The sequence below is a fragment of the Sphingomonas sp. CCH21-G11 genome (genome assembly GCF_001555965.1).
GTDB lineage: Bacteria > Pseudomonadota > Alphaproteobacteria > Sphingomonadales > Sphingomonadaceae > Sphingomonas.
Genome location: NZ_LSHX01000029.1, coordinates 134,331 through 159,495, shown reverse-complemented (window position 1 = coordinate 159,495; position 25,165 = coordinate 134,331). Strand labels below are relative to the sequence as shown.

The 25,165-nt window shown below is 61.2% G+C and carries 15 protein-coding genes and 1 pseudogene (1 of these 16 running past the window's edge); 12 read left to right on the top strand and 4 right to left on the bottom strand.

Annotation, left to right across the window (positions count from 1 at the left end):
- Window positions 1-241 precede the first annotated feature (241 nt).
- From AX676_RS07220 to AX676_RS07195, 6 genes are all read left to right on the top strand, one after another.
- Entirely contained in the window at window positions 242-4,324 is a 4,083-nt protein-coding gene (locus AX676_RS07220) for an Eco57I restriction-modification methylase domain-containing protein (protein WP_066477886.1), read from the top strand.
- Entirely contained in the window at window positions 4,321-5,172 is an 852-nt protein-coding gene (locus AX676_RS07215; RefSeq protein ID WP_231726021.1) for a GIY-YIG nuclease family protein, read from the top strand. The genes AX676_RS07220 and AX676_RS07215 overlap by 4 nt, the downstream gene beginning before the upstream one ends.
- Window positions 5,173-5,182: 10 nt before the next feature.
- On the top strand, window positions 5,183-5,974 hold the full coding sequence (locus tag AX676_RS07210) for a hypothetical protein (RefSeq protein ID WP_066477883.1): 792 nt from the start codon (window positions 5,183-5,185) through the stop codon (window positions 5,972-5,974).
- A 90-nt stretch (window positions 5,975-6,064) separates the two neighbouring features.
- On the top strand, window positions 6,065-6,346 hold the full coding sequence (locus AX676_RS07205) for a hypothetical protein (RefSeq protein WP_066477880.1): 282 nt from the start codon (window positions 6,065-6,067) through the stop codon (window positions 6,344-6,346).
- Window positions 6,346-6,735 (top strand): Fic family protein, encoded by a 390-nt coding sequence (locus AX676_RS07200; RefSeq protein ID WP_066477877.1) that lies wholly within the window; start codon window positions 6,346-6,348, stop codon window positions 6,733-6,735. The genes AX676_RS07205 and AX676_RS07200 overlap by 1 nt, the downstream gene beginning before the upstream one ends.
- Before the next feature lie 9 nt (window positions 6,736-6,744).
- Window positions 6,745-7,032, top strand: coding sequence for a hypothetical protein (locus AX676_RS07195; protein WP_156437667.1), 288 nt, complete (start codon window positions 6,745-6,747; stop codon window positions 7,030-7,032).
- Between the two features lie 320 nt (window positions 7,033-7,352).
- Here the strand turns inward: AX676_RS07195 and AX676_RS07190 are convergent, their stop codons facing one another.
- From AX676_RS07190 to AX676_RS18525, 3 genes are all read right to left on the bottom strand, one after another.
- Window positions 7,353-8,033 (bottom strand): hypothetical protein, encoded by a 681-nt coding sequence (locus AX676_RS07190; protein ID WP_156437666.1) that lies wholly within the window; start codon window positions 8,031-8,033, stop codon window positions 7,353-7,355.
- A 13-nt stretch (window positions 8,034-8,046) separates the two neighbouring features.
- The gene (locus AX676_RS07185; protein ID WP_066477864.1) at window positions 8,047-9,213 is read right to left on the bottom strand and encodes an NUDIX domain-containing protein; all 1,167 of its coding nucleotides are present in this window, start codon (window positions 9,211-9,213) and stop codon (window positions 8,047-8,049) included.
- A 566-nt stretch (window positions 9,214-9,779) separates the two neighbouring features.
- Window positions 9,780-10,214 carry a transposase gene (locus AX676_RS18525; RefSeq protein WP_082731104.1) on the bottom strand — a complete coding sequence of 145 codons (435 nt, stop codon included), beginning with the start codon at window positions 10,212-10,214 and terminating at the stop codon, window positions 9,780-9,782.
- Window positions 10,215-10,448: 234 nt separating this feature from the next.
- Between AX676_RS18525 and AX676_RS07175 the strand changes: the two genes are divergently transcribed.
- From AX676_RS07175 to AX676_RS17205, 4 genes are all read left to right on the top strand, one after another.
- On the top strand, window positions 10,449-11,894 hold the full coding sequence (locus tag AX676_RS07175; RefSeq protein WP_082731103.1) for a glycogen synthase: 1,446 nt from the start codon (window positions 10,449-10,451) through the stop codon (window positions 11,892-11,894).
- A 404-nt stretch (window positions 11,895-12,298) separates the two neighbouring features.
- On the top strand, window positions 12,299-13,318 hold the full coding sequence (locus tag AX676_RS07170; protein ID WP_331709241.1) for a UDP-glucuronic acid decarboxylase family protein: 1,020 nt from the start codon (window positions 12,299-12,301) through the stop codon (window positions 13,316-13,318).
- A 460-nt stretch (window positions 13,319-13,778) separates the two neighbouring features.
- Entirely contained in the window at window positions 13,779-15,281 is a 1,503-nt protein-coding gene (locus AX676_RS17210; protein ID WP_082731102.1) for a condensation domain-containing protein, read from the top strand.
- A gap of 545 nt (window positions 15,282-15,826) precedes the next feature.
- Window positions 15,827-16,525: a class I SAM-dependent DNA methyltransferase gene (locus AX676_RS17205; protein WP_082731101.1), complete on the top strand. Its 699-nt coding sequence runs from the start codon at window positions 15,827-15,829 to the stop codon at window positions 16,523-16,525.
- On the opposite strand, the gene AX676_RS18445 is transcribed toward AX676_RS17205, so the two are convergent.
- Window positions 16,495-16,626 (bottom strand): hypothetical protein, encoded by a 132-nt coding sequence (locus AX676_RS18445; RefSeq protein WP_269450160.1) that lies wholly within the window; start codon window positions 16,624-16,626, stop codon window positions 16,495-16,497. The two genes, AX676_RS17205 and AX676_RS18445, sit on opposite strands and share 31 nt — an antisense overlap.
- Here AX676_RS18445 and AX676_RS18520 point away from each other — a divergent pair.
- Both AX676_RS18520 and AX676_RS17715 read left to right on the top strand, forming a co-directional pair.
- Window positions 16,582-16,698: pseudogene (locus AX676_RS18520) on the top strand (transposase); the annotation flags it as partial. The gene AX676_RS18445 and the pseudogene AX676_RS18520 sit on opposite strands and share 45 nt — an antisense overlap.
- Before the next feature lie 559 nt (window positions 16,699-17,257).
- Window positions 17,258-25,165: the start of an SDR family NAD(P)-dependent oxidoreductase gene (locus AX676_RS17715; protein ID WP_156437665.1), read on the top strand. 25,347 nt of this gene lie beyond the right edge of the window; only the first 7,908 of its 33,255 coding nucleotides appear in the window; its start codon is at window positions 17,258-17,260; its stop codon lies beyond the right edge, outside the window.

Sequence of the window (25,165 nt, the reverse complement as noted above, 5' to 3'; positions counted from 1 at the left end):
GCGAAAACCAAGCTGTATCAAGAGCTTGGGAGGCGGAAGTGCCCTGGCATTTATCTTGCCCTCATAAATCTCTCCCCTTTCCCTTCCCGGCCAACTCCTCGTTTCCTTTCCGATGGCGCGCTTGGACGGCAGGGAAAGCGATATCCTACGAGAATGGTTTTCGTGGCACTGGACTTTGCCAGAAGCGGTGCGCCTCGCTACTCTCCACGACACGGAGGGGGCGCATCTGACTGATTCTGGGTTGTTCATTTCCGGTGCGCTGTTCACCACCGATTATCTCGTCGAAGCGATCACGGCTACCGCTGCGTATCGCGCCGTCGACGTGGCCGGATTGCGCGCGCGGTTCAATGAGATCGCCGCGGCGTTTCCGCAGAACCAGCGCACGAACGAAAGCCAGACCGAGGACGATTTCATCTGGCCGGTGCTGGCAGCGCTGGGCTGGTCGGAATCACTTCGTCAGCAGAATCTGACTGTCACGGGGCGCGATGACGTGCCCGATGGTTTGCTGTTCGCCGACGCCGCGGCAAAGGCGGCGGCCAACGCGCTCAGCGACCAATGGCGGCGCTATGCGCACGGCCTCGCGGTCGTCGAAAGCAAGCGTTGGGCGCGCCCGCTCGACCGTGCATCCGGCCGCGATGAAACCACCGCGCCATCAACCCAGATGCTGCGCTATCTGCGCCGGATTGACGACCTGACGGGCGGCGCGCTGCGCTGGGGCATCCTCACCAACGGCACGCGCTGGCGGCTTTACTGGGCGGGCGCGCGGTCGATTTCGGAAGAATTTCTGGAAATCGATCTGGGTCGCGTGCTTGGGCTGGGCGGCGACGATCTGTTCGCCGATGCAGCGACGCGCGACCATTGGCTGCGTGTTTTCGCGGTCATGTTCGGGCGCGAGGCGTTCCTGCGCGACGGCGCAGACCAACGCTCGTTCCACGACCGCGCTCGTGCCGAAGCAGCCTTTTACGAAGAGCGCGTCGCCGCCAGCCTGTCCAAGCTGGTGTTCGATATCGTTTTCCCCAGCCTTGCCACCGCGATCGCGGACAGCGCGCCGGATGCGCCACTGGGCGACGTGCGCGATGCCGCGCTGGTGCTGCTCTATCGGCTGCTGTTCCTGCTTTATGCCGAGGATCGCGACCTGCTGCCGGTCAATGACCCGCGCTACGACGATTATGCGCTCCGCCCGCTGCGGCTGGATGTCGGTCGGCGGATCACCAGTGGTGATGCGTTTTCGTCGTCCGCCGCGCGCATCTGGAGCCACGTCGCCGATCTGTCGCGGATCATCGACCAGGGCGACGGATCGGTCGGCATCCCGCCCTACAATGGCGGGCTGTTTGCGACTGCCGGTACGCCGTTGCTCAGCGCCGCGCGCGTGCCCGACAGCGTCATGGCCCCGGCACTCGATGCGCTGTCCTACGAGCGCTCGTCGGGCGAGCGGCGCTATATCAACTACCGCGATCTGTCGGTTCAACAGCTCGGGTCAATCTACGAACGGCTGCTCGAGTTCGAGCTGATCCGCGACGAGAATGGCGTGCTCACCGTCCGGCCGAACCTGTTCGCACGCAAGAACAGCGGCAGCTATTACACGCCCGACGAACTCGTCGGCCTGATCCTCGACGAAACGCTCGAACCGCTCATCACCGAACGTCTGGATGCGTTCCGTACAGCGCTAGGCAAGCTCGATCCCAAGGATGCCGAAGACTATCAGCGGCGTACCTTGCGCGATGCCGACCCGGCCAATGCCATCCTGTCGCTGCGGGTGTGCGACCCTGCGATGGGCTCGGGCCATTTCCTCGTCAGCCTGGTCGATACGCTGGCGGATCATGTGCTCGACGCGATGGCCGAAGTCGCGGTGCTTGGCACCGATCTGCACTACACCTCTCCGCTTGCCGACAAGATCGAGGACATTCGCGCCACGATTCAGCGCAATGCGCGCGCGGCGAATTGGACGATCGATCCCGAACAGCTCGACGATCGCCACATCGTCCGCCGCATGGTGCTGAAGCGCTGCGTTTACGGCGTCGACAAGAACCCGATGGCGGTCGAGCTCGCCAAGGTCGCGCTGTGGCTGCACACCTTCACGGTTGGCGCGCCGCTGTCGTTCATCGATCATCACCTGCGCAGCGGCGACAGCCTGTTCGGGCTGTGGGTGCGCGACGCGATCGACAAGGCGGGTGAGGGCGGCGAGCTGTTCTACATCGACGCGCTGCGCAATGCCCAGCGATCGGCGGAAGCCATGAAGACGATCGAGGCGCTGACCGATGTCGAGATCGCCGAGGCGCATCGTTCGGCGGCGATGTATGATGATGTCGAGCTGATGACCGGCGAGCTCGACGGGTTCGTCAGCTTCATCCACGCGCTCGACTGGCTCAACTTGCCGCGTGATCAGCGGCCGCTGGTGCGGCTGTGGCTCGACGGGCGCTTCGGCGACCCGATGCCGATCGCGCGCGGACGCAAGGCCCCGGCAGAGGGCAGCGCGAAGCCGGAGGAAGTCGCCGCCTTCACCGCGATCTGGGAACGTGCCCGCGCGCTGATCGGCGAAGAGCGCTTCCTCAACTGGCAGATCGCGTTTCCCGGCGTGTGGGACAATTGGGCGAGCAAGGGCCGTGAAGGCGGGTTCGATGCTGTCGTCGGCAATCCGCCCTGGGACCGGATCAAGCTGCAACAGGTCGAATGGTTTGCGGCGCGGCGGCCTGAGATCGCGCTGGCGCAGCGCGCATCGGACCGGGCGCGGATGATCGCCAGGCTGAAGACCGATGGCGATCCGCTCTGGGATGATTTCAGCCACGCCGAACAGCGCGCAATCGACACAGCGCGGATGGCCCGCAAGTCCGGGCATTATCCGCTGCTGTCGGGTGGCGACACCAATTTGAATTCGCTGTTCGTCGAACGCGGCCATGCGCTGGTGAAGCCCGGCGGCATGGTCGGCCTGCTGATCCCGTCGGGCATCGCCTCCGATCAAAGCTCGGCTCCATTCTTCCGCAAGGTGACCGGCGACAAGCAGGTCCATCGGGTCATCGACTTCTTCAACAAGCGATATGACGGCAGCCTGTTTTTCCCCGATGTCTATTATCGATTCAAATTCTGCGCCTACATCGCGGGCGGCGTCGATCGCCATTTCGACGGCGCATCCTACGGCTTCTTCATCCGCGACCTCGCCGAAATCGCCGACCCCGATCGCGTCTTTCCGATCACCGCTGAAGAAATCGCGCGCATAAATCCAAACAGCGGCACAGCCCCGATCTTCCGATCGCGCCGGGACAAGGAAATTACGTCGGGCATCTACGCGCGCCTGCCGGTGTGGGCGGATCGTTCCGATGGCGATAGTCACCCGCTATGGCCGCTGCGCTATGTCCGAATGCTCGACATGGCTAACGACAGCGGGAAGTTTCGTACGCGCGCTGAACTGGAAGGCGATGAAAGCGCCTGGCCGGTGGGCGGCAATCGGTTCGAGTCAGCCGATGGGAAATGGGTGCCGCTCTATGAAGGCAAGATGGTTCAGGCCTTCGATCATCGCGCATCGGATATTGTGCTGGCTGAGGCCAATGTATTCCGGTCGGGACAGGGCGCTGACCTGACGGAAGATGATCACCGCGATCCGGCCCGTCAGCCGACGCCACGCTATTGGGTAAAGGCCAGCGATACCGGCTGGGATACCCCGACCGATTGGTGCCTGTCGCTCAAGGACGTAACGTCCGTCACCAACGCCCGAACGACGATCACGGCGATCATCCCGCGCTTCGGCGCTGGGCATACGCTGCCTGTCCTGTTTCCGACGAAGGGCGCGAGCGCCAAAAGCTACGCCGAGGCTGCGCCGTTGGTGCTTGCCAACCTGAATAGCGTCGTGCTCGATTATCTCGCGCGCCAGAAGGTCCACGGCAATCATCTCGCCTGGTATCTGGTCGAGCAACTCCCGGTCATCCCGCCCGCCGCTTATGCCCGAACCTTCGGCTCCAAGACCGCCGCCGACATCGTCCGCGCGGCGGTGCTGGAACTGAGCTACACCGCGCACGACCTCGCTGCCTTCGCGCGCGACATGGGGCATGTCGATGCGAACGGCGACGTGCTGCCGCCCTTCATCTGGGATGAGGATCGGCGGCTGCGGCTGCGCGCCAAGCTCGATGCGCTCTATTTCATCCTCTACGGCGTGTTCGATCCAGCCGACCCCGCGCAAAGCCGCGACGACATCCGCTACATCTATTCGACCTTCCCCATCGTGGAACGCGAAGAGGCGGCAAAATGGGGCAGCTATCGCAGCCGCGACCTTTGCCTCGCCTGGATCAACGCACTGATCGCGGGCCAGCCCGATGCCGAGGTTGCGGGGTGAGTGCAGCGGCGCCGCTGGATTTCGCCGATCTGCTCGGCAAGGCGTCGATCGCGCCCGCCGATGTCCGTCTGTTGCGCCATCAGGCGCGCGGCCCCGCTGGCCGGACGCCGTTTACGCTGTGGCGCGAGGGCGATGGCCAGTTCGATGACTACCAGTCGGTCCAGGCCCAGGCGAGCCGCGCCAAGCTGCACGCGCCGGTCTGGGCGAGCTTTGTCGTGACGCCGGCGGCAACGACGCTTTTCGTTGGGCTGTACGATGCGACGCGCACCGGCACCGCGCCGTTCGATCGGATCGATCCCTTGTCGGGCCAGACCGAGGCAGCGTTGGGCTGCATTGACCCGGATCTCTACGATCTGCGCCCGCTCGAAGCGCTCTCGGGCTATATCGGTCGTCTCACGGTCGATTGGGGACCGGGGATGCGCAGCTGGATTCAGCGCGCCGACCGCCAGCGCAAGCCGATCGAGGAACTTCTCCGCGCTTATCGCGAGCCCGATTATCCCGGCCACGCGCGCTTCCTGCGGCAGCTTTCCGACCTGGAGGCGATGCCGCCCGCTTGGGCTGCGGTGCTGCGTGCTTCGCGCGGCATCTATCTGCTGACGTGCCCGCGCACGCGCGAACAATATGTCGGGTCGGCGAGCGGCGAGGGCGGCTTCCTGTCGCGGTGGCTGGGGTATGTCGCGACCGGGCACGGCGGCAACGTCGCGCTCAAGAGCCGCGATCCCAGCGACTATCAGGTCAGCATCCTCGAAGTCTGTGCGTCTTCCGCGTCGGTCGAAGATATTCTGGTGACCGAACAACTTTGGAAGGCCAAGCTGCAGAGCCGCGAAATGGGGCTGAACCGGAATTGAGGGGGGATGAATGGCAAAGCTCAATCGCAAGCAGATTCAGGATCGCACCATCGAAATTCTGGAGAATTCGCCCGGCGGTTTGCGTTGGAACGAAATCCTGGGGGAGATTCAGCGCGTCGATCCCGACACGCCATTTAATTCGATCAGGGGTGCAACCCATGGGCTTTTTTCAAGCTCCGACGACATCGTGAAGGTCGCACGGGGCACCTACCAGCTCGCCAAATATGTCGATGCCGACGCCGCCGATGCGGTCGCGGCCGACGAAGCGATGGCCATCGTGCCGATCGGCAATGAAGCGGCCGGTGCCATTGGCACGCTCACCGAACAGGATTTTTACGCCAGCTTCGCCGAATGGCTCGTCGAAAATGACGAGGCGACGGTCGCCGAACCGCTGGGCGGGAGCAGCCTGGGCGGCAAATGGGGCACCCCCGATGTGCTCGGCGTGATGAAGCCGCGTGCGCAGGACATTTTCCGCTTCGAGCCGCAGATCATCGCCGCAGAAATCAAGGCGACGCCCTCCCAGCCGGTCGTCGCCTTTGGCCAGGCGGTCGCGTACCGGCTGTTCTCGCACAAAAGCTATATCGTCGTGCCCCGGACGACGAGCAGCGACGACATGAGCCGCCTCAAGTCGCTGTGCAGCATTCATGGCGTGGGGCTGGTAACCTTCCTGCTCGACAAGGAAGCGCCCGATTATCTCGTCGTCATCCTGCCGGCACTGGCCAGCCCGGATATGTTCTACGTCAACACGATGCTGGAACGGTTGAAGTCGAGCGAGCCCAAGCTGCTGAACAAGCTTTTCTAGGGAGAGGTAAATTCCCAATCATCGACCTTATTGGCGCCTTGTATAGGCACATCCTTCCGTGCGTGCATCACTTCAGATACGAGTTGCTACATGGCCCGCCTTCTCGCTAACCTGTCCCTCGATCAGTTGAGCGCCATGGCGGAGCGCAACTGGGACAAGGCCAGTGAACTCGACCTGATCCTGTCTGAACTTCGCCACCGCAACACCCATGCGGCTGGCAAATTGCGCGGGCGCGTTGAGACGTGGATCAGCGATTGCACGCGATCTGCCGGCAAGGGCGTAAAGAGCGATACGATGGCTAGTCCCGCCGCCGCATCCAAGGCAAAGCTGCCGCGTCATCCACAGGCGCGGGACTCCACCAGCGGGAAGTGATGGTCGGTCGGCATCTTCCGCCCGACGCTGACGACCTGCCGCGATTCCTGGCGCGGTTCGAGGAGGCCTATAATCCGGCGCGCCTCAACCAGATGCGGCGGATCGAGTCAGTCGGCGCGGTTCATCACCGCCTGCTCTGGATTCACCTGTTTCTCGACGGCAACGGCCGGGTGACCCGGCTGATGAGCCATGCGCTCTTCAAGCGCCTGGGGATCGGGACGAGCCTCTGGTCCATGTCGCGCGGGCTTGCCCGTGATGCGCAGCGATACAATGCGCTGCTGGCGGTGGCCGATGGCCCGCGTCGTAGGGACCGCGATGGGCGGGGCGCGCTCACACAGGCGGGGCTGGTCGAGTTTTGCGATTTCTTCCTGCGGACCTGCGTCGATTAGATGCGCTACATGGCCTCGATTCTTGAACCGCAAGAGCTGCTGCGCCGGATCGAAGCCTATGCCGATGACGAAGCGCGGGCCGGTCCGTTTCCGCGGGGCGCATTTCCAATCCTGCGCGAGGCTTTGATGACCGGCGAATTGTCGCGTGGCGAAGCGGGTCGGCTGACCGGCTATCAGGGGCGCAAGGGCCGTGAGGTCGTCGCTTCGCTGTTGGCGATGGGTTTGCTGGTGGCGACGACGCCAAGCCACAAATCGGCGGTGCGGCTGGGCTTCCCGATCGACGTTGTGGAGCGTTAGTTTCCGCGGCTATATCCGGTCCGGGCTATCGTAACGGGGCGGGCAGACCTCGGCTGACCCCCATCGCGTCGGGACGAGCTGATGCCCTGGAATTGGCGCCGGGCAAACGAGCAACCCGTCGCAGCAGTAGCGTAAGCCGCGGCCCTCATAACACGCTTACGGTCAGACGTCGGATGACAGCCGCGAAAAAAACTCGACCTTCTCGAGGCCCGGCTGACCGGAACGAGATGACGGAGATGATCAAGACGGCGTCAGAGCCGAAGTCCCGCGCCGGTCGACATTCAGTTGATGGGAAGTTTCACGTTACGGATCGGCGACTTCTATTGAGTAATATCCTCAGGGCATTTCTTCGAAGCCGCGGCCACTTTAGCGATACGCCACCGCCCCAAGAAAGCACGGATCACGAGGAGACGATAGTGCCACTTCATGAACCGAATTTTCTTGTATTTTTGCCATGTTAGAGGCTGCTGCTCTCTGCCGAGGATCCGAGCGCACAACCGTTCAGGATCGTACCTTCGGCTGCCCAAGGTCTTCACGTTTCCGAACGTGGACAGACGGATCTCATGGAGCACCTCGATGCGGTCCAGCGGGAAGGGGGCCCCCGTCCTTGTTCTAATCATGAGCTCCGGTATGGATTTGCCGCCCCAAGGGAAAGACGCGCAAGTGTAGACGGTGCTCATATACGATCTCGTATCCAGACGATCGAACATGCTGCTCAGGTCCTGGACTGCTATTTCGTCCTCTTCCGGATTGACCCTGAGTTTCAGCAGGATCAGCCGATCATGCCCCCTACCGAAGAGGCCTAGGGCTATAGCCTGAGTCGCACTTCCAAAGAATCGAGTCGTCCGCGTCCAATGGTGAACAAAGCTATTGAGTTCAAAGGCATAGTTACCCAGCGGATTCACTTGCGGCACCAATCCGCCGCACTGCCGAATTTTCTCCCATGCCTCTAGCGAAGTGAGATGATAGAGATGTTCAGGATAAGCCACATTTGGTGACATGTTCGCCCTCTCCTCAAATCTCTGTGATGGAAGGTGCCGAATCCCGAGTTTCAGAGTAATGTTTCATGGTTTGCAACGCCTGCGCATCGGCCAACAGCGTCGCCAGTCCGAAATGGAGCGGGTGCGGCCAGCATCCGTAATCGACCCATATCGCGCTCGCGCATTCCCAGTTGAGCGCGGGTTGGAACTCCCGTTCCACCACAGCGAGGAAGTTGCGATATGTGAAAGTGTCCTGCGTGAAATCGTACAGATCGACCATCTCTGCGCAGCCCGCATAGCCGATTTCTTCGCGGGCCTCACGAAGAGCACTGCTAATTGGGTCTTCGTCAGCGTGATGCGCTCCCCCGACAGTGCCCCAGCTATTTGGCTGGTCCACCATCGCGGAGCGACGCACCATCAGAAAGCGGCCGGTAGACCTTGCCATGAAGATGCAGCCAGACGCCTGGGCGCCGAAAAAGCCCGTATTGCGCCGGGCTTCCAGATGCCGTGCCTCGCCATCGCCATTTTCGTCAACGGCTGCCGCAAATAGCCCGTCGTCATGCCGTCGCGAGATTTGGTCGACGCAGGCGGCGGACCGAAGCCCCAAATGTGCTTGAGCAGACGCGACATCCACCCCACGCCCGTTCTTTTGCAGGATGGGGATGATGTGGGGCGCCGCGACAATGCGCCGGACCTGGAAAGCCGTCAGCGCCGATGACAAGCCGCCACCGCGACCGAGTTGCCCATCAGCAAACCCAATCAACCGCGAATTGGGCCAAGCGAGCGTCCGTGCCTCGGCAACCATCTCCATGATCGCGAGTTCGTCCGCCCCGGGCTCCGCCTGGGCCATGAGTGCGATGGCTGCTGCGGTCGAACGCGAAATACCCCCATGGCAATGAACCAGCGTCCTGGCGTTCGGATGTTCGATCACCCGGCGGCCGAACCGCAGAATTTCCGCCATGTGCTCGGGCTGCGGTAGCACCTTTCCGGCGGCGGGTTCGATCACATCATCGAACTCAAGGGATAGAAGGCGATCGTCGCTGAACGACGCGCAGATCGATGGCGGGTCTGTACCTGGGTCTCGGATCGACACAAGGTGTGTGAACGTGTCGGCAGCCTGCCTTTCAAGTTCGTCAAGGCCACAGATCACGTATCGGGTCAGCACGTCGATCGCGAGCCTTTGCTGGTAGGCACCTCCCAAATGCCAAGCAAACCCAGATTCATTATCATTAAAGAACCTTCGAAACTGCGCTCACTTGCCATGTGTTGCCCACACGCAATGATCCGTTCCTCGAGCGAATTCATCCCTGAGTGCCTTATGCCAAGACCTTATCTTTCTCGAGACTGAACGGTCGATGTTCAACCTACGTGATGCATCGCACATATTCTTTCACCAGGCGACTCAACGCGCTGTCGTCAGAATAAGAGCGCAAATCCGGAGTTCAGTCAACACAACGGCAATAAATTACACATAATAAACGGGGGGACATGAGATAATCCCGACCGCTCATCAGCTGCGACCTTTTTCAATTGGGGCGGGGTGCATCCAGCATTAAAAAGCAGCTCGCAGCGGCCCGGTCGGCGATGTTGTTGTCGATCTAAAGGCGGACGTCGTTGATGAACCGCGAGAGCGCGATCCAGCGCTTGCGGTCATGGGCGATGGCCTTGCCGACTTCGGACTTTGGCCAGACGCGCCGCAGCGAAGCAATTGCGACAGGTGCAACTGCCCTGTTCGGGCTCGATCCGCTGCTTCTCGCGCGGCAGGTGTTACGGCAGGGCCCGGCTGGGCATCAGTCCTTCCACGCTCACCGGATCTGAACACGGTGTGCTCGCCACGATGGCACCTTCATTGATCTGGTTGGAGAGGCTCGCGCGCTGCAGTTGCGCGTAATCGTCCGTGCGATGGTGTTGGATGGTTTCTGCAAGCGTGGTGATCGCCGGCGCGTCGAGGCCTAGCGCGAGGAACTTCCCGGTGATCGGGCGACCGAGGTGCCCATTGCCGTCCTCGAACGGATGGATGGATTCGAACCAAAGAGATGCGAGACGCTGGCTCGCATCCATGCCGCCGTACGTCGCCCTATGCTTGTAGAACGTCGCGCTGCTCACACCGTACTTCCGGCACACCTCTGCCGTCGACGAGCCAGCCGCCTGCTCGCGCACGATCACGATGCTCTGCTCCTCCGCAAATCTGCCGCGCTTCATTTCCGTCCTCCTCAATCGAGGAATCTACCTCAAACCGGGGGCGTTTCAGAAAAGCGCGTCACCAGTCCAAAGCGGACCAGAAAACGAGCAGCCGTTCAAACTGTCAGATGACGCCCTTGAAATCTGTCCACGCCGCCTAGCATGTCAGCTACTCGGCAGCTACAGAACGTATAAGGCAAGAGATGATTCACGTGCTCGCTCAAAATGGCAGCATTGTGAGCGGGGAGGCGTGTGATGAACCGACAGCCGACTGTCATGATTGTCTCCTCCGAGTTTTGGCCATTGGCAAAAACTGGCGGATTGGGAGACATGGTGTACGCTATTGCGACATCGCTCCGTAACAATGGCTTTGAGGTGCGCGTTCTCATGCCCGGCTATAGATCGGCGCTGTCGACAACAGCAGGCGCTGGTGAGCATAAGGGCACGATATCTGCGCTTGGATATGATGTCGAACTAGTGGCCCACAGATATAGTGGGATCGAGGTCGTGTTAGCCTGTTGTGCCTCGCTATTCGATCGGCCTGGCGGTTTGTATAATGATGAGTCCGGCAGGGGATGGGCTGATAATGCCAAGCGCTTTGGCGCCCTGTGCTATGCCGCCGCAGCGATCGTCAATGGGACGACCACCATTCCGGTACCGCATATCGTTCACCTGCTCGATTGGCACGCGGCACTTACCCCTGCCTATGTCGACCCGGGCACCAACGTGCCCTTCGTTCTGACCGTTCAGAATTTCATGTTTCAAGGCAGGTTCCCGATGAGTGTCGTTTCCGACCTTGAAATGGAACGGAGACCTGACATTCATCAATTGGCCGGGATTTTCTCGGGGTTTGGATTTCTTCAAGTCGGCTTGCGGCTCTCCGATATGATAACAACGGCCAGCGCCGGTTATATCGACGATATCAAGAGACGCGATCGGTATAGTTGGTACTATTTGCGCGAGCCGGATTTGGACCGGCTGGTGCCGATCAAGAACTGGGTCGAGACAGCCGTCTGGGATCCTGCGAATGATCAAGCGCTTGAGGCCAGATACAATGCTGACGATCTCGGCAAACGCTCGATAAATCGAGCCGCGCTCGAGCGGCGCGTAGGCTGGCCTGAAAGCAGCGATCCCATCTTGTTCACACTCAGCAGGATTACACGAGCAAAGGGTTTCAGATTCTTGTTTAGGCAGATTGATCGCCTGGTAGCTCGCGGATGTCGTGTAATCATCGTCGGCGAGGGCGAAAGCAGGCTCGTAAATGCGGCCAAGAGCCTCGCCCAAAAGCACCATGGTCGCGTGGCAGTCATGACCCCGTATGAAGAGCGTGACGCTCGACTAGTGCTCGGCGGCGGTGATATTCTACTGATGCCGTCGCTGACTGAACCTTGTGGCCTGAGCCAGCAACACGCCCAGATTTACGGTTGCGTGCCCATCGTTTCGAACGTTGGGGGCCTTCGTGACACGGTTACGCATGGACAAACCGGTTTTTTGTTCGAGCCCTCCGATCAAACTTCCTTCCTCGCAGCGGTCGATGCTGCATGCGACGCAATGCGAGGTCCTGGTTGGCTTGATATTCAGAAAAACGCCATGCGATTACATGCTGCGAACAGCGATGGGGATAAATATGCGCAGCTGTTTTTTACCTGTATCGACAACTATGCATCCCGCGAAGCAGTATCGCTGGCAGTGTCTTCGTGATGGGATCTCCTTTCCCAAGTCCACTACCCTCCGGCTGCTGCTATGTGACCATTACAGTAAAAGCCTATGCGCCGAACAATCTTATTGGCGTCTTAGCTATACCGGATGATCGCCTATTGTTAAAAACGTTCTTTAAATCGATTTCACTTGAATGGTGTTGACCGATTGGCACGAGTCGTTGCTTTATGGCGACAGTAGGTCGTTGGTACGCGGTTGTGACTTATAAGGAAGCTGCCTGGCTATGAACAGACGCTCGCCCTCTGAAGCGCTCCTAAGTGGCCATGCGGACGACGTCTGGATAGCGCCCAGGCCAGGCGCGTGGTTGGCCGGGACGTTGCAGCTGCGACGCCTGAGCGGTGCCAGGCAACGATCGGTTTTGTTGATGATCGCGGGTGCGAACCGGGATGGCCGACAGATTGCGGGTCAGCCGTCAACGGAAACCATTAGTGATGTTTAGAAAGAGCGTTTCCCCTCAGCGTATCCTTGTGACGGGGGGTGCGGGATTTGTTGGATCACACCTGATTGATTGCCTTATTGATCAAGGGCACGAAGTGCTATGCGTAGACAATCTGGTTACAGGAAGCATGCGCAACCTTGAACATATCCACGGCCACCCGCGGTTCATGTTCATGCATCATGACATCTGCCTTCCTCTCGATGTTGAAGTCGATCAGATATATAATCTTGCATGCCCGGCGTCGCCGATTCATTATCAGCGTGATCCGGTGCAGACCACAAAGACATGCGTTCTTGGCGCGATCAATATGCTCGAATTGGCCAGACGCTTGAATTGTCGAATACTTCAGGCATCCACAAGCGAAGTCTATGGAGACCCGTCGGTCCATCCGCAGTCGGAGAGCTATTGGGGCAATGTCAATCCGGTTGGTGTACGTTCGTGCTATGATGAGGGTAAGCGTTGTGCTGAGACACTCTTTTTCGATTATCATCGTCAGTTCGCGCTGGATATCAAGGTTGTTCGGGTTTTTAACGCTTACGGCCCACGAATGCACCTGGCCGACGGACGTGTCGTCTCCAATTTCATCATTCAGGCGCTTCAGAACCGGGCAATTAGTATCTACGGAGATGGCACGCAGACACGAAGCTTCTGCTTCGTCGATGATCTCGTTGCCGGCATGATGCGCCTGATGGAAACCGAGCGAGGCTTCACCGGGCCGGTCAATATTGGAAATCCGAACGAACTCACGATAATCCAGTTGGCGAAAGCGATCATTGAACTCACTGGATCTAGATCCGAGCTGATGTATCGGCCGCTGCCTTGCGATGATCCATCGCGGCGCAAGCCGGACATTTCGCTCGCGCAATCGAAACTGTGCTGGTCTCCATCGATTGAATTACGCGAGGGATTACGGCGCTCGATTGAATATTTCAGGAGCGTGCTCGCGGTTGAACAAGTGGTTCAATAAGAGCTCGAAGGCCGCATGCCGAAGTAACTGCGGATCTTAGAGCGCAGGCCATGGACGCAGCGACCCGCGGAACTGCCGAAAGGACTGCAGACCGATATATGGCGATGTGTCGAGCGCGGATGCGAAAGCGACCGGAAAGCATGATCGTTCAACAAATCCAGGGAAGTACGGGCGACGCAGCTCAACCCAAACGCGGTAGCGATCAACGCCGATCACGGTCTGCCCTGAGACCGCTTGTAAACCGTTCGGCCGGGTTAAACGATGCGGGACGGGGGGGCGTGCAACGGCGTCCGACACCGATCGCAAGTTTGTCCGTCCAGTTCAACGCGCTCCAGGAAACGAGCAATCGGCCACAGCCATTGGCGCTTAGGGCGAACAATCGGTCGTACTTCAGATTTCGATTGGTCCGCGCACTTGGGCTCTGTAACGTCGTACGCAGGAAACTAACTTCGGGACCAATATGACCACGGACTCGGAAGGCTGGAAAAACATCCAATTACTCCTTCAAAAACTTCGAAGAAATGACATCTCGATTACAGGGCGCGATGGAGAGCTTCATTATCAAGCGGCAATCGGCAGTTTCACACCGGACTTGCGTGATGCGGTGTCGGAAGCCAAGTCGGCTCTGCTAGACGAGGTGAGTGAAGCGCCTTATGGTACGACTTTGCAGATCCACGATAAATTCCGCCTACCGATGTATCAATGGAAAATGTGGCATGAGCTGATCGACAATGGTGACTTGACCGAGTTTTACTCGAACCGGACCAACTTTGTCTTTAAATTATGCGGATCGTTTAGTCTCGAGAGATTCCAGGAGTCGCTAGACCATATAACGCATCTTTATCCAATAATCGGGTATAGAATCGATCGTATTGAGGGCGCGCCTTCATTCCGGGTTTCTGAATTACAGCCAATAGTCGAGTATTCGGACAAATCATCGGATATAGACTCCGAGTCACTAGAGACCTTAGTGAAGGAGATGGTGTGGCGGCCACTTTCCGTTAATTCCGGCCCGCTTATGCGGTGTGGCATAATCAAAACCGGTCCTCACGAGTACGTCGTTGCGATGGTCGTGCATCACTGTATCGCGGATGGACAGTCGCTGAGCTTGCTGATCAGTGGTTTTGTTCAACAGCTGTTAATTGATCCGCAAGCGCCAACTGTCACGCAGGCACATGCGCCAAATTACCTGGACTATCTGCGTATGCAACAGCGCTGGTGCGCTGGCCCACAAGGGCGCGAGGCCCGACGCTATTGGAGGAGCCAGTTAACTTCATCCCGCAAGACGGCATTGCCCCAGCGCACCCGGCGTCACGATCGTTGCAATTCGTACCTTCGATCACGTAAATTTTTACTGGATCCCGATCTCTGGTCTACGGTGAAAAGGCTAGCAGCTCTTTGGAATGTTACACCATTCGCGGTGACACTGGCGGCGTATGCCTTGGCAATGACCCGGATTTCGGGAAGCTCGCAAATCACGACTTTAGTGTTGACAAGTGTACGAAACTGGATTGGGTTTGAGCTTTCATTTGGCCCCTTTAATAACATCTTCCCGGTAAATATCGAATTCCATGAAAACGTGCAATTGCACAAAGTCGCACTCAAAGTATTCGAGATGACAGTTGCGGCGCAACCATATATAAACTATCCGTTCGATTTAATGTCCGACGATATGGGTGTTTCATATAACAAACAATTCCCACTTTTCAATTTTATGGACTTTCCCGAGCAGTCCGAACAAAAAAATAACCCGGCTTCGCTTTCAGGCGTGATAAGCGATTTTCCATTGACGGTGCAAAAAACCATTCCAATCAGAGGCCGGCCGCTGGAGTCTCACTATATCGCGATTCATGTGATGCCAGACCATGCTGAGTGCGAGTTTAGGTGGTCGCCCGCGGATCATACTCAACGGACGGTATCCATTTTTATTGAAGAGTTTAAGAGCGCTCTGGGTGGTTACTGAATAACAAATGCCGCTCGAGTGAGCGGTTCACTCCCGACGTCTTAGCTGCGCTACCAACTCTGGTCGAAGCGGATCATGGATGCGCTACCGGTTTGCGCCGGTTGGCCGTGCCACCAGTCGTCGGGCATGTCCGTCTGAACAGCATCATCCGACGCGTCCTCTCTGGGCGGCGTGGACAGATTTGAGCGAGTATCTGGCGCCAGCGAGTTGGCTCATGTCGGGGAACTGCTGTCGCCTCGCCGCCCGTCACCGCAAATCGGTTTGTCGGCTGGCTATTTATTGCGGGCGGTCTGGACCCGAATGCCGAGCCGGCCGTGGCGCAAGCATAAGCAAGGTCTGTGAGGCGCCTGCATCCGCGACATGGGGCATGACACCCTCGATGCTTCATCGCTGGAATCGGTCCTCGACTAACCGTCAGATGACCTCCGTAGAATTGGTCCACGTCGCCTGCTAACGCCGGCGACAGCCGCATGGTCAACAGCTAGTGCCGTTCGCCGAGCGATGGTATCCCTGTCCTTGCAGCAGGAAATTGCTAGGGTGAGCCGATGTCTGATGTTTATTATGACCACACAGCGAACCAAATTTATCATACTGTAAAGGGGGCCAAGCAAGCGCTGCGGACCCTTTTTCCCGGACCGTTTCCTGCAAGTGTAGTAGATTTTGGTTGTGGCACGGGTACCTGGCTTCGGGCATGCGTTGATTTGGGGGCTTCTGACATTGTTGGCGTAGATGCATCTGATATTGATGAAAAGCTGTTACTAATATCACGGGATAAAATCATTCCGACTGATCTATCAAAGACGATTGAACTACACAGAAGATTCGATCTCGTGATCTGTTTGGAAACAATCGAGCATTTATCACAACCCTTATCTGAAGTGCTTATTGAAACGCTTGTTGCCCACGGTGACTGTATTCTGTTTTCTGCGGCCGCGCCAGGCCAAGGCGGCGAGGGTCACGTCAATTGTCAATGGCCCGAATACTGGCAAGCCATATTCAATGCACACGGCTTTAGCTGTTCTGAAGAGCCTCGTTGGAAAATTTGGGACGACGGTGATATCGAACCTTGGTATCGCCAGAACATCATGATCGCCCGTCGTAATGCGTATGGTGCGGGCTCTGAGCCAAGGCTCCGTCGAGTCATACATCCGGATCTGATGCCGAGCTATTTCGACAGCATGAGCGATGTCATGTTGCGGAAACCCCAGATTTTTCAGGAGCGATGGTGGGAAAACCCTGCTTGAAGTGCCTCGTGCGGGCGTTTGGCTGAGAGCTCGGCGATGTCTGCGTATGTAGCGGCGATCGCGGTATCGTGGATATCATGCTCGCCGTCGTCGATGGTCATGAGGGCTTCTTGGACGCGATCGCAGCCGCCTTCCCCGAGGCTACGGTACAGACCTGTATCGTGCATCTTCTTGACGGTCCCCGATGACATGCGCCGGGTCGTCCGTACGACCAATGCGATCGAAGCCCTGAACTGTCAGTCCCGCCGGGCCGTACGATCGCGGCGTGATGCTCACCCACGCGTCACGCTGGCTTCAGCCGACCGCGCAAGCCGACGAGCGACGCGTTCATCGAGCCGGCACGTTTCGAGCGGAGTGACTGAACCAGCACAGGTTCATGACCCTCGACGACGCGGTCTGAAAATGCGGGGCATAGCGTAGCGACGATCACATGGTGTGGCCACATCGCGCGATCGGCAACAACCCGCCGATATCGCGGGTGGCTCGGTCATCGGCGCATGGCCCGCCGCTGCCGGCAAGAGCTGGATGGCGGCCCGACAAACGGTCCGAGATTGAGGCGTAGCTCATCTTCCGAGTCGCTCCGAATGATACTACTCCAAATGGAGTTGGCGTGCGTCAGAGTATAATAATTACGCGATAAAATAATAAAAACCACGACCGGCCGCATTGACGGCCAGTCTGGATCATTGTCTCATAGTCGCCGACAGCCTCGAGGGACGGAATCGCTCGAAAATGACCTCTTCGAGACAAGAAGGTGTGACGTCATGCCGACAAGATGAGGCGCTAGTCGGCGATGCGGCCATCGTCGGGATCGGTTGCCGTTTGCCGGGCGCAGATACAACTAACGGGTTTTGGCGACTATTGCTGACCGGCGAAGACGTCATACGCTCGTTTCCGGCCGAACGCGCTGACTGGATGCGCCAGCTTTGGTGTGCGCCCGGCGTTCCGGACCTGGCGGCCTGTCCCGGCGCCTATCTCGACGAAGTCGACAAATTCGATTGCGGTTTCTTTGGGATCTCGCCGGCAGAAGCCGAGTTGATGGACCCGCAGCAGCGGCTGCTGCTCGAGACGAGCTGGCACGCGCTGGAGGATGCGCGCATTCCGCCATCACGCCTCGCGGGCACAAAGACCGGGGTGTATGTCGGCGTTTGCAACACCGATTATGCCGAGGTGCTCGATGCGGTCGCGCCGCCCGCCGATCTGTACGTCACGACCGGCTCGTTCGCATCGATGCTGGCAAATCGGCTCTCCTTTTTTCTCGACCTGACCGGCCCCAGTGTCTGCGTCGATACGTCGTGTTCCAGTTCGCTCGTGGCGGTTCACGCCGCAGTTCAGGCGTTGCGTCGGGGGGAGTGCGAGACCGCCCTGGTCGCCGGCGTGAACCTGTGCCTCACGCCCAAGCGGTTCGAGTCTTTCCGCGCCGGCGGGATGCTGTCGCCTGACGGCCGGTGCAAGACGTTCGACGCCGGAGCGAATGGCTATGTTCGCGGGGAAGGGGTGATCACGCTCGTCCTGAAGCGGCTCGATCAGGCGACCGCCGACGGAAGCCGGATTTACGGCGTGATCCGCGGCAGCGCGGTCGGGCATGGCGGTCGAACGCGAGGCCTCACGGTCACGGATCCTCGACAACAGGCGAGGCTGATCGCCGATGCCTGCCGCGATGCGGGCGTGTATCCGAGCTCGCTCGACTATGTGGAGCTTCACGGCACCGGCACTGCGCTCGGCGACCCCATCGAATTTCTCGGGCTGAAGCTCGCATTTCAGGACGAGGCGGCTCGCGACCCAATCGCGGGCGATGCGGCAGCCGCTTGCGCACTCGGATCGGTGAAAGCGCGTATCGGCCATCTCGAAGCGGCCGCCGGTGTGGCAGGCCTGACCAAAGTAGCGCTGGCATTGCGCCACAGGCTGATCCCGGCATCGCCGCACCTCCGTTCGCTCAACCCGTTGGTCAAGCTGGACGGAACGCCTTTCAGGATCCCGACCCACCCTGAAAAATGGGAGCGAAAGGCAAGCGCAAACGGGGTTGCGCCGCGGCGCGCGGGCGTCAGTTCGTTCGGCTTCGGCGGCGCTTACGCGCACGTCGTGATCGAGGAGGGGCCGGTCGAAACGCGTACCGACCATCAGTCGCAATCACCCGCAATCGTATTTGTCAGCGCAAAGGACGAGGCCGGCTTGCGGCGTCAAGCCGGCGTGCTGGCTCGTTATCTTGAGCGTGAAGACGACGTCGAGCTTGCCGCGCTCGCGCATGAACTGCAATTTGGCCGCGAAGCGATGGAGCATCGCCTCGCCTTTCCGGCCGAACGGCGCGACGAGGCGATCCGCATTCTGTCGATCGTTGCTGCCGGCGAGGCCGGCCAGTTGCCCGCCGGTCGTGTGCATCTCGGTCGCGCAACGGCGCGGCTGGGACTGACGAACGCCTTCACATCCGATCCCGAACTTTGCAGAGCCGTCGGCACCTGGATGTCGCGAGCCTCCCGCGAGCCGGAGGCGGCGACGTGGGAAGCTGCTGAGGTGCCGGACTGGTCGACATTGTATCATGGCGGACGGCCGCCGCGCATCGACCTGCCGCCCTATGCCTTCGCGCGCGACCGCCACTGGGTTGTCGGCAGGAGCACGCCCAGCGACGGCGAAGCGGAGGGCAAGACAAACGAGCTTGCGCGCGAGCTCGAATTGCGGGTGCCTGCCTGGGATGTCGCCGTCCCGGGTGAGGGCACGGTTGCCCGATCGAAAGAGGCGGCGCACTATCTGATTGTCCACAATGGTCCGGGCGGACTTGCGCTGCTGCGCGAGGGGCCCGAGGCGAAGACGATCGACGGTGCCCAGCTCGACACCGTGGGCCTGGCGCAGGCGATCGCGGCATCCGGCGACATCTCGGGGCTGGTTTGGATCGGCGATGCAGGGGCGAGCTCAGGCGGCGAAGCCGGAGGCGGCGCGACCGGGCAGCGTCCGACCGAGCAGTTGCGGACGGTGTTGAGCGCGCTTCGCAAACGGTATGCGGGTGATCGCCCGTTCGAGGTCGTCCTCATCAACCGAAGCGCGGCGATGGCGGACGGTCCTGGCTGGACGACATCGGCTCATGCGGACCTGTCCGAGCTGATCGGGGCAGCAATCCGGCAATTCTCACCGTGGCGTGTGCGCGCCTTCGACATCGCGGACGGCCAACCGTTGAATTGGCGCGAGATGCTGGCCTTGCCGATGGTCGGTCGCCACGGATTCTGGGCTCGGCGTCATGACGAATGGTATCGGCAGGTGCTCGTGCCTTGCCGCTTTGAAGCCGATCCAGTTGCCCCCTTTCGTCAGAGCGGTGCCTATCTGATCGTCAAGGCGACGAATCGTGCCGATGCGGCGGCAGCGCAGCTCAGCGAAGCGCTGGTTACGCGCTACGCGGCCAACGTGCTGGTCGTCGAAGGGGCGAATGGGGAGGGCCTGCAGGCCCTCGCGGCAGCTCGGGAAGCGGTCCCGGCAATCCATGGTGCCTTCGTGGTGACGTCGTCGTCGGAGCAAGGTGAGCTGGGCGATGCCGACACTTGGGTGCCGGCCGCGCCCGGCACGATGGAGGCATGTCGCGGGCTGCATGACCTGTTTGCCGAAGACGGGCTGGATTTCCTGGTGATTGTCGCGGTGCAGGACGGGCTCGTGGGCGAGGCTGTCGAGGCGGACGCGCTTGCGCTCGCCGCGCTGCGAAGCGAGGTAGCCCAAGCCTGGGATTGTCCCACCAAAGTCGTTCACTGGGCGCCTGCCGGGGGCGGCCGAAGCCCGGTTGCGCAAGTAGACGAGGTGCGCGCCCCGAGCGAGCTCATCGACGTGGTCGCCGCGTTGCTCGACGGGCCCTTGAACCAGCTTCTGGTCGGCCAACGCGAGAGCATGGCGGACGAAGAAGACGAACGCCTCGTCTATGCGCCAACCCTGCCGACGCCCCGCCTGACGATCACAGACAGCTCGCCGCCCAGTGCGATGCTGATGCGGGAAGCGCGTGAGCGGTCCCGCTTTGATCAAGACCTCGCCGCCCTTTTGGCGCGCGCGCTGGGTCAACTCGGTGTGCTCGAGGCGGTCGCCAGCGAGGGCGAGCGCGGGCGTGAGGCCTGGATCGCGCGCAACCGACTGGCGCCGGCGAACGCCCACTGGTTACGGCACAGTCTGGACGTACTCGCCGCGGACGGCGTGCCGACGAAGGAAGGCGCCACAGGGCGGCAGGACTGGCCCGCCACTCGGGCGTACTGGCGGTCGGAAGGGCTCTTCGCACCCCAGATCGCGGTGCTCGACGCGGTCCTGCCTCACCTGGGTGACCTGATTGTCGGCCGCAAACAGCTGACCGAAGTGCTCTTCTCCGACTCGACCATGGGTCTCATGGAGAATTACTATAAAAACAACGAGATCGCCGATTACTACAATCGGCAGCTCGCCGCTGTCCTTGAGCGTTACTTTTTCGAGCGTCTGGAGCGCGATCCGGCGGCGCGGCTACGCGTTCTGGAGATCGGCGCCGGAACCGGCGGGACGACGGGGCATGTCCTGCCCAAGCTGATGCCGGTCGGTCACGCGGTCGAAACGTACTGCTATACCGACATCTCGCAATCTTTCCTGCTGCACGGGCGCGAGCAATACGGTTCGGCGCCGTTCATGCAGTTCGCCATGTTCAATGTCGAGAAGCAGCCGGCCAGCCAGGGAATTGAACCCGGCGCTTACGATGTCGTGATCGCCAACAACGTCCTGCACGCCACGCGTGATCTGCGCGAGACACTGCGGCACGCCAAGGCGACACTGCGCCGTCAGGGCCTGTTGCTGTTGAACGAAGTCAATCGCTTCGACTTGTTCCTGCACATCGCCTTCGGCCTGTTCGAGGGCTGGTGGCGGTTCCGTGACCCGGCACCGCGCATTCCCGGAACGCCAGCGCTGACCGGCGCGAGCTGGGCGCGGATCCTGGGGGAGGAAGGGTTCGCGCCCGTACGGTTCGCCACCGCGGCGGCCTCTGATCTCGGCCAAGACATCATCGTCGCCGTCAGCGACGGTGTCGTACGCGGGACGACAGCCGACCGCGCGGAGCCCGAGCCCGAGTTTGTGCCGTCGGTGGCGCAATCCGCGCCGCTGGCGCCGCTTGACGAGCGCGCAACCGATGCAAAACTGGCCCAGCATGTGCGCGACGTGCTCTTCGACGCGATCGCCGCGGCGCTGAAGCTCGATGTCGACAGCCTCGAACTGGAAAAGCCATTCGCCGATTACGGCCTCGACTCCATCGTCGGCGTGAGGGTCGTAAAAACGCTCAACGAGCGGCTCGGCATCGATCTGCCCGTCATTTCCTTGTTCGATTACGCGACGATGCGCGCGCTCATCTCGCACGTCGTCGGCCATTATCGCGACCGTCTCGTGACGGTTATGACATCGGCTGAGCCGATACCCGATGCGGCGCCGGCGGAGGCGCTATCCGACGCGGCGTTGCGTGGAAAGGGGGAGCCGACGTCGGCGGCAAGCGTCGTGGGGGCAACAGGCCTCGACCCGATCGCCATCATCGGCATCAGCGCGCGCTGCCCGGGCGCTGCCGATGTGAGCGAATTGTGGGACCTGCTCGCGCGCGGGGCGGTAATGACACAAGGCGCCGCGCGCTGGCCGCTCGAAGACCGCTTTGCAGCAGAGCTGCCGCCGCACGGCAGCTATTGCCGGACCGGCGGCTTCCTGGACCGGATTGCGGATTTCGACCCGACGTTTTTTGGCATCGCCGGTGCCGAGGCGGTCTGCATGGATCCGCAGCAACGCATTTTCCTCGAAGAAGCGTGGCAGGCGCTGGAGGACGCAGGTCACGCGGGAAGCGATATCGAAGGCGATCGATGCGGCGTCTACGTTGGCTATATCGGTGGCGATTACGAACATCTATTTCCGAAACTCGCGCCGCCGCAGACCATGTGGGGCAATGCCGGATCGATGCTGGCCGCGCGAATTTCGTATCTGCTGAACCTGCGCGGTCCGGCGATCACAATCGATACCGCTTGTTCCAGCTCGCTGGTGGCGCTCCATCTCGCCTGCGAAGCGCTGCGCCACGGGGAGGTCGACACCGCGCTCGCCGGCGGCGTGTTCGTCCAGAGCACGCCAGACTTTTTCGTTTCGGCCAACCGCGCCAGCATGCTTTCGCCGGACGGCCTCTGCTACGCATTCGACGATCGCGCGAACGGCTTCGTGCCGGGCGAAGGCGCCGGGGTGGTGGTCCTCAAGCGGCTTGGCGACGCGCTGGCTGCCGGCGACCGCGTATATGGCGTAATCCGCGGCAGCGGCATCAATCAGGACGGGGCGAGCAACGGCATCACGGCGCCAAGCGCATCAGCTCAGGAGGAGCTGCAGCGGCGTATTCACGATACGTTCGCCATCGACGCTCGCGATATCTCGTTGGTCGAGGCGCATGGGACCGGGACCAAGCTCGGCGATCCCATCGAATTCCAGGCGCTGACGAACGCCTTTCGGGCGTCGACCGCGGAGACCGGCTTTTGCGCGCTTGGGGCGGCGAAGGCCAATATCGGCCACACTGCCGCCGCGGCCGGCATCATCGGCGTGATCAAGGTGCTGCTGGCGATTAAGCACCGACAGATCCCGCCGCTTGCCAATTACCGCACAGGCAATACCGCGATTGCACTCGCCGAGAGCCCCTTCCATATTCCGACCGCCCTGACGGACTGGGAGCCGGGCGACGGTCGGCCCCGCATAGCGTCGGTCAGCTCTTTCGGGCTGAGCGGCACGAACGCCCATGTGGTGATCGAAGAAGCGCCGCCGCGCTCGCGCGTCCTGCCCGACCGCCCGGCTTACCTGTTCGTGCTGTCGGCGCGTTCACGTTCCGAACTGCAGCAACAGGCCAAGCGGCTGCTAGCGCATTGTCGCAAAGCCGAGCCGGAGATCTGCGCGGACATTTGCTATACCCTGCTGGTCGGTCGCCGCCACTTTGCGCACCGGCTCGCCGGCGTTGTCCGCGACCGAACCGATATCGTCGAGCTGCTGGCGCATTGGACCTCGGGCAGCGGCGCCTCGGCGCTACGGACGGGAACGGCGAAGTCCAGGCTGGCCGAGGAGCAGGCCGCAGACCGCCAGCAGGGCGATCGCCTGATCCGCAGCTGCGCCGACGCGACGGGCACGGCGAGCATAGCTGACCTCTGGGCGATTGCGGACATGTTCGTTCGCGGCGATGCGCTCGATTATGCCGCCCTGTTCGCGGCCGGCGCGTACCGTCGGGTCGGGCTACCCACCTATCCCTTCGCGCGCGACCGATACTGGATCGCGGACGAGATCTCCGCGCCCGAGAAGACCCCGGTTCAGGCGAGCGGTAGCCTTCAGTACCGGCTGTCCGGCGAAGAGTCGTTCCTGGCAGACCACCGGATCGACGGCCGCAAGGTTCTTCCAGGTGTCTATTACCTCGAGCTGGTTCGGACCGCCGCCATCGCGGCCAATATGCCGGGCGTGGGCGAAGGCATTCTGCTGGAAGGTATTGCCTGGCCTCGATCGGCCGTGGTCGATGAGCCGACCACGCTGATCGTCCGCTTCGAAGACGACGGTGCCGGTGTGCTGACGTTCAGCGTCTGCGACGGAGGTGAGGGCGGCGCAGGGCCGGCTTACGCGAGCGGCCGCCTGGTCCGCGCGGATCCGTCCCCACCATCATGGCGCGACCTCGCCGCTCTGCGCCGCGCGGCAAGCCGAACGCTCGTGGCTGCCACGCTTTATGAGGGCTTCGCCGACATGGGCGTCGACTATGGGCCGACGTTTCAGCGCTTGATCCACGCCGCAATTGGCAACGCCCCTGACGCCCGGACGTGGGTCTTGGCGGAACTCGGGCCACCCCCCGGTGCTGCGGACGAGGCCTCGACCGATGATCAGACCGGGCTGCTGGACAGCGCGCTGCAAGCGACCTTTGCCCCGCTGATCGCTGATTTGCGCGGACGGCTGGACCGACCCCGGCTCCTGTTTTCGATTGATCGTGTCCAGCGCTGGGCGCCCATTCCGCGCGGCGCCGTGGTTTATGGCCGCTGCGCCAACGCCGCCGGCGACCATTGGGAGATCGACATCTGCGACCGGAGCGGAACGGTGTGCATGGCGCTCAGCGGTGTCGCGTTTCGCGCGAGCATGCCGCGGCCCGTGCTGGCGAGCGAGGGAAGCTGCACCCTCGCGTTGCGGCGCTGGATCGTCGCCGAAGCGGACACGGTCAACGTAAATGAGGACGTCGGCCAGCGTTCCCCGAGCCTGGTTCTGCTCGACAGCCGGTTCGCGGTGCTCGCCGATGAACTGCGCTGCGGCTTGCCGGACGCCGACGTGCGCGTCGTCGCCAGTGATGGCGCCGCGTCGCCTGCAACGCGTGCGGAGGCACTCGGCCACGCGGCCCTTGCCCTGATTCAGGACGCGATCGGCCGGACGAGGCACGGGACCTCGCTCGTCCAGATCGTCGTTCCCGATCTTGATGCCGCGGACCCGCACTACCCCGCGTATCGCGCCTTGTCGGGTCTCGCCCGCACCGCCGGGCTCGAACACCCGAACATTCAGCCGCAGATCATCGGTGTCGACGAGCAGATCGACGCTAAGCGCCTTCGCGGGCTGCTGATGGAGACCGCAGCGCGCTCCCGCGACGCCGAGAACACTTGGCGCAACGGCATTCGCCAAGCCGCTCGGATCGTCGAG

Excerpts from the sequence above, each read along its gene's own strand:
- AX676_RS07210 (WP_066477883.1), top strand. The coding sequence starts at position 5,183 with ATGGCAAAGCTCAATCGCAAGCAGATTCAGGATCGCACCATCGAAATT.
- AX676_RS07205 (WP_066477880.1), top strand. The coding sequence starts at position 6,065 with ATGGCCCGCCTTCTCGCTAACCTGTCCCTCGATCAGTTGAGCGCCATG.
- AX676_RS07200 (WP_066477877.1), top strand. The coding sequence starts at position 6,346 with ATGGTCGGTCGGCATCTTCCGCCCGACGCTGACGACCTGCCGCGATTC.
- AX676_RS07195 (WP_156437667.1), top strand. The coding sequence starts at position 6,745 with ATGGCCTCGATTCTTGAACCGCAAGAGCTGCTGCGCCGGATCGAAGCC.
- AX676_RS07190 (WP_156437666.1), bottom strand. The coding sequence starts at position 8,033 with ATGTCACCAAATGTGGCTTATCCTGAACATCTCTATCATCTCACTTCG.
- AX676_RS18525 (WP_082731104.1), bottom strand. The coding sequence starts at position 10,214 with ATGAAGCGCGGCAGATTTGCGGAGGAGCAGAGCATCGTGATCGTGCGC.
- AX676_RS07175 (WP_082731103.1), top strand. The coding sequence starts at position 10,449 with ATGAACCGACAGCCGACTGTCATGATTGTCTCCTCCGAGTTTTGGCCA.
- AX676_RS07170 (WP_331709241.1), top strand. The coding sequence starts at position 12,299 with ATGGCCGACAGATTGCGGGTCAGCCGTCAACGGAAACCATTAGTGATG.
- AX676_RS17210 (WP_082731102.1), top strand. The coding sequence starts at position 13,779 with ATGACCACGGACTCGGAAGGCTGGAAAAACATCCAATTACTCCTTCAA.
- AX676_RS17205 (WP_082731101.1), top strand. The coding sequence starts at position 15,827 with ATGTCTGATGTTTATTATGACCACACAGCGAACCAAATTTATCATACT.
- AX676_RS18445 (WP_269450160.1), bottom strand. The coding sequence starts at position 16,626 with ATGACCATCGACGACGGCGAGCATGATATCCACGATACCGCGATCGCC.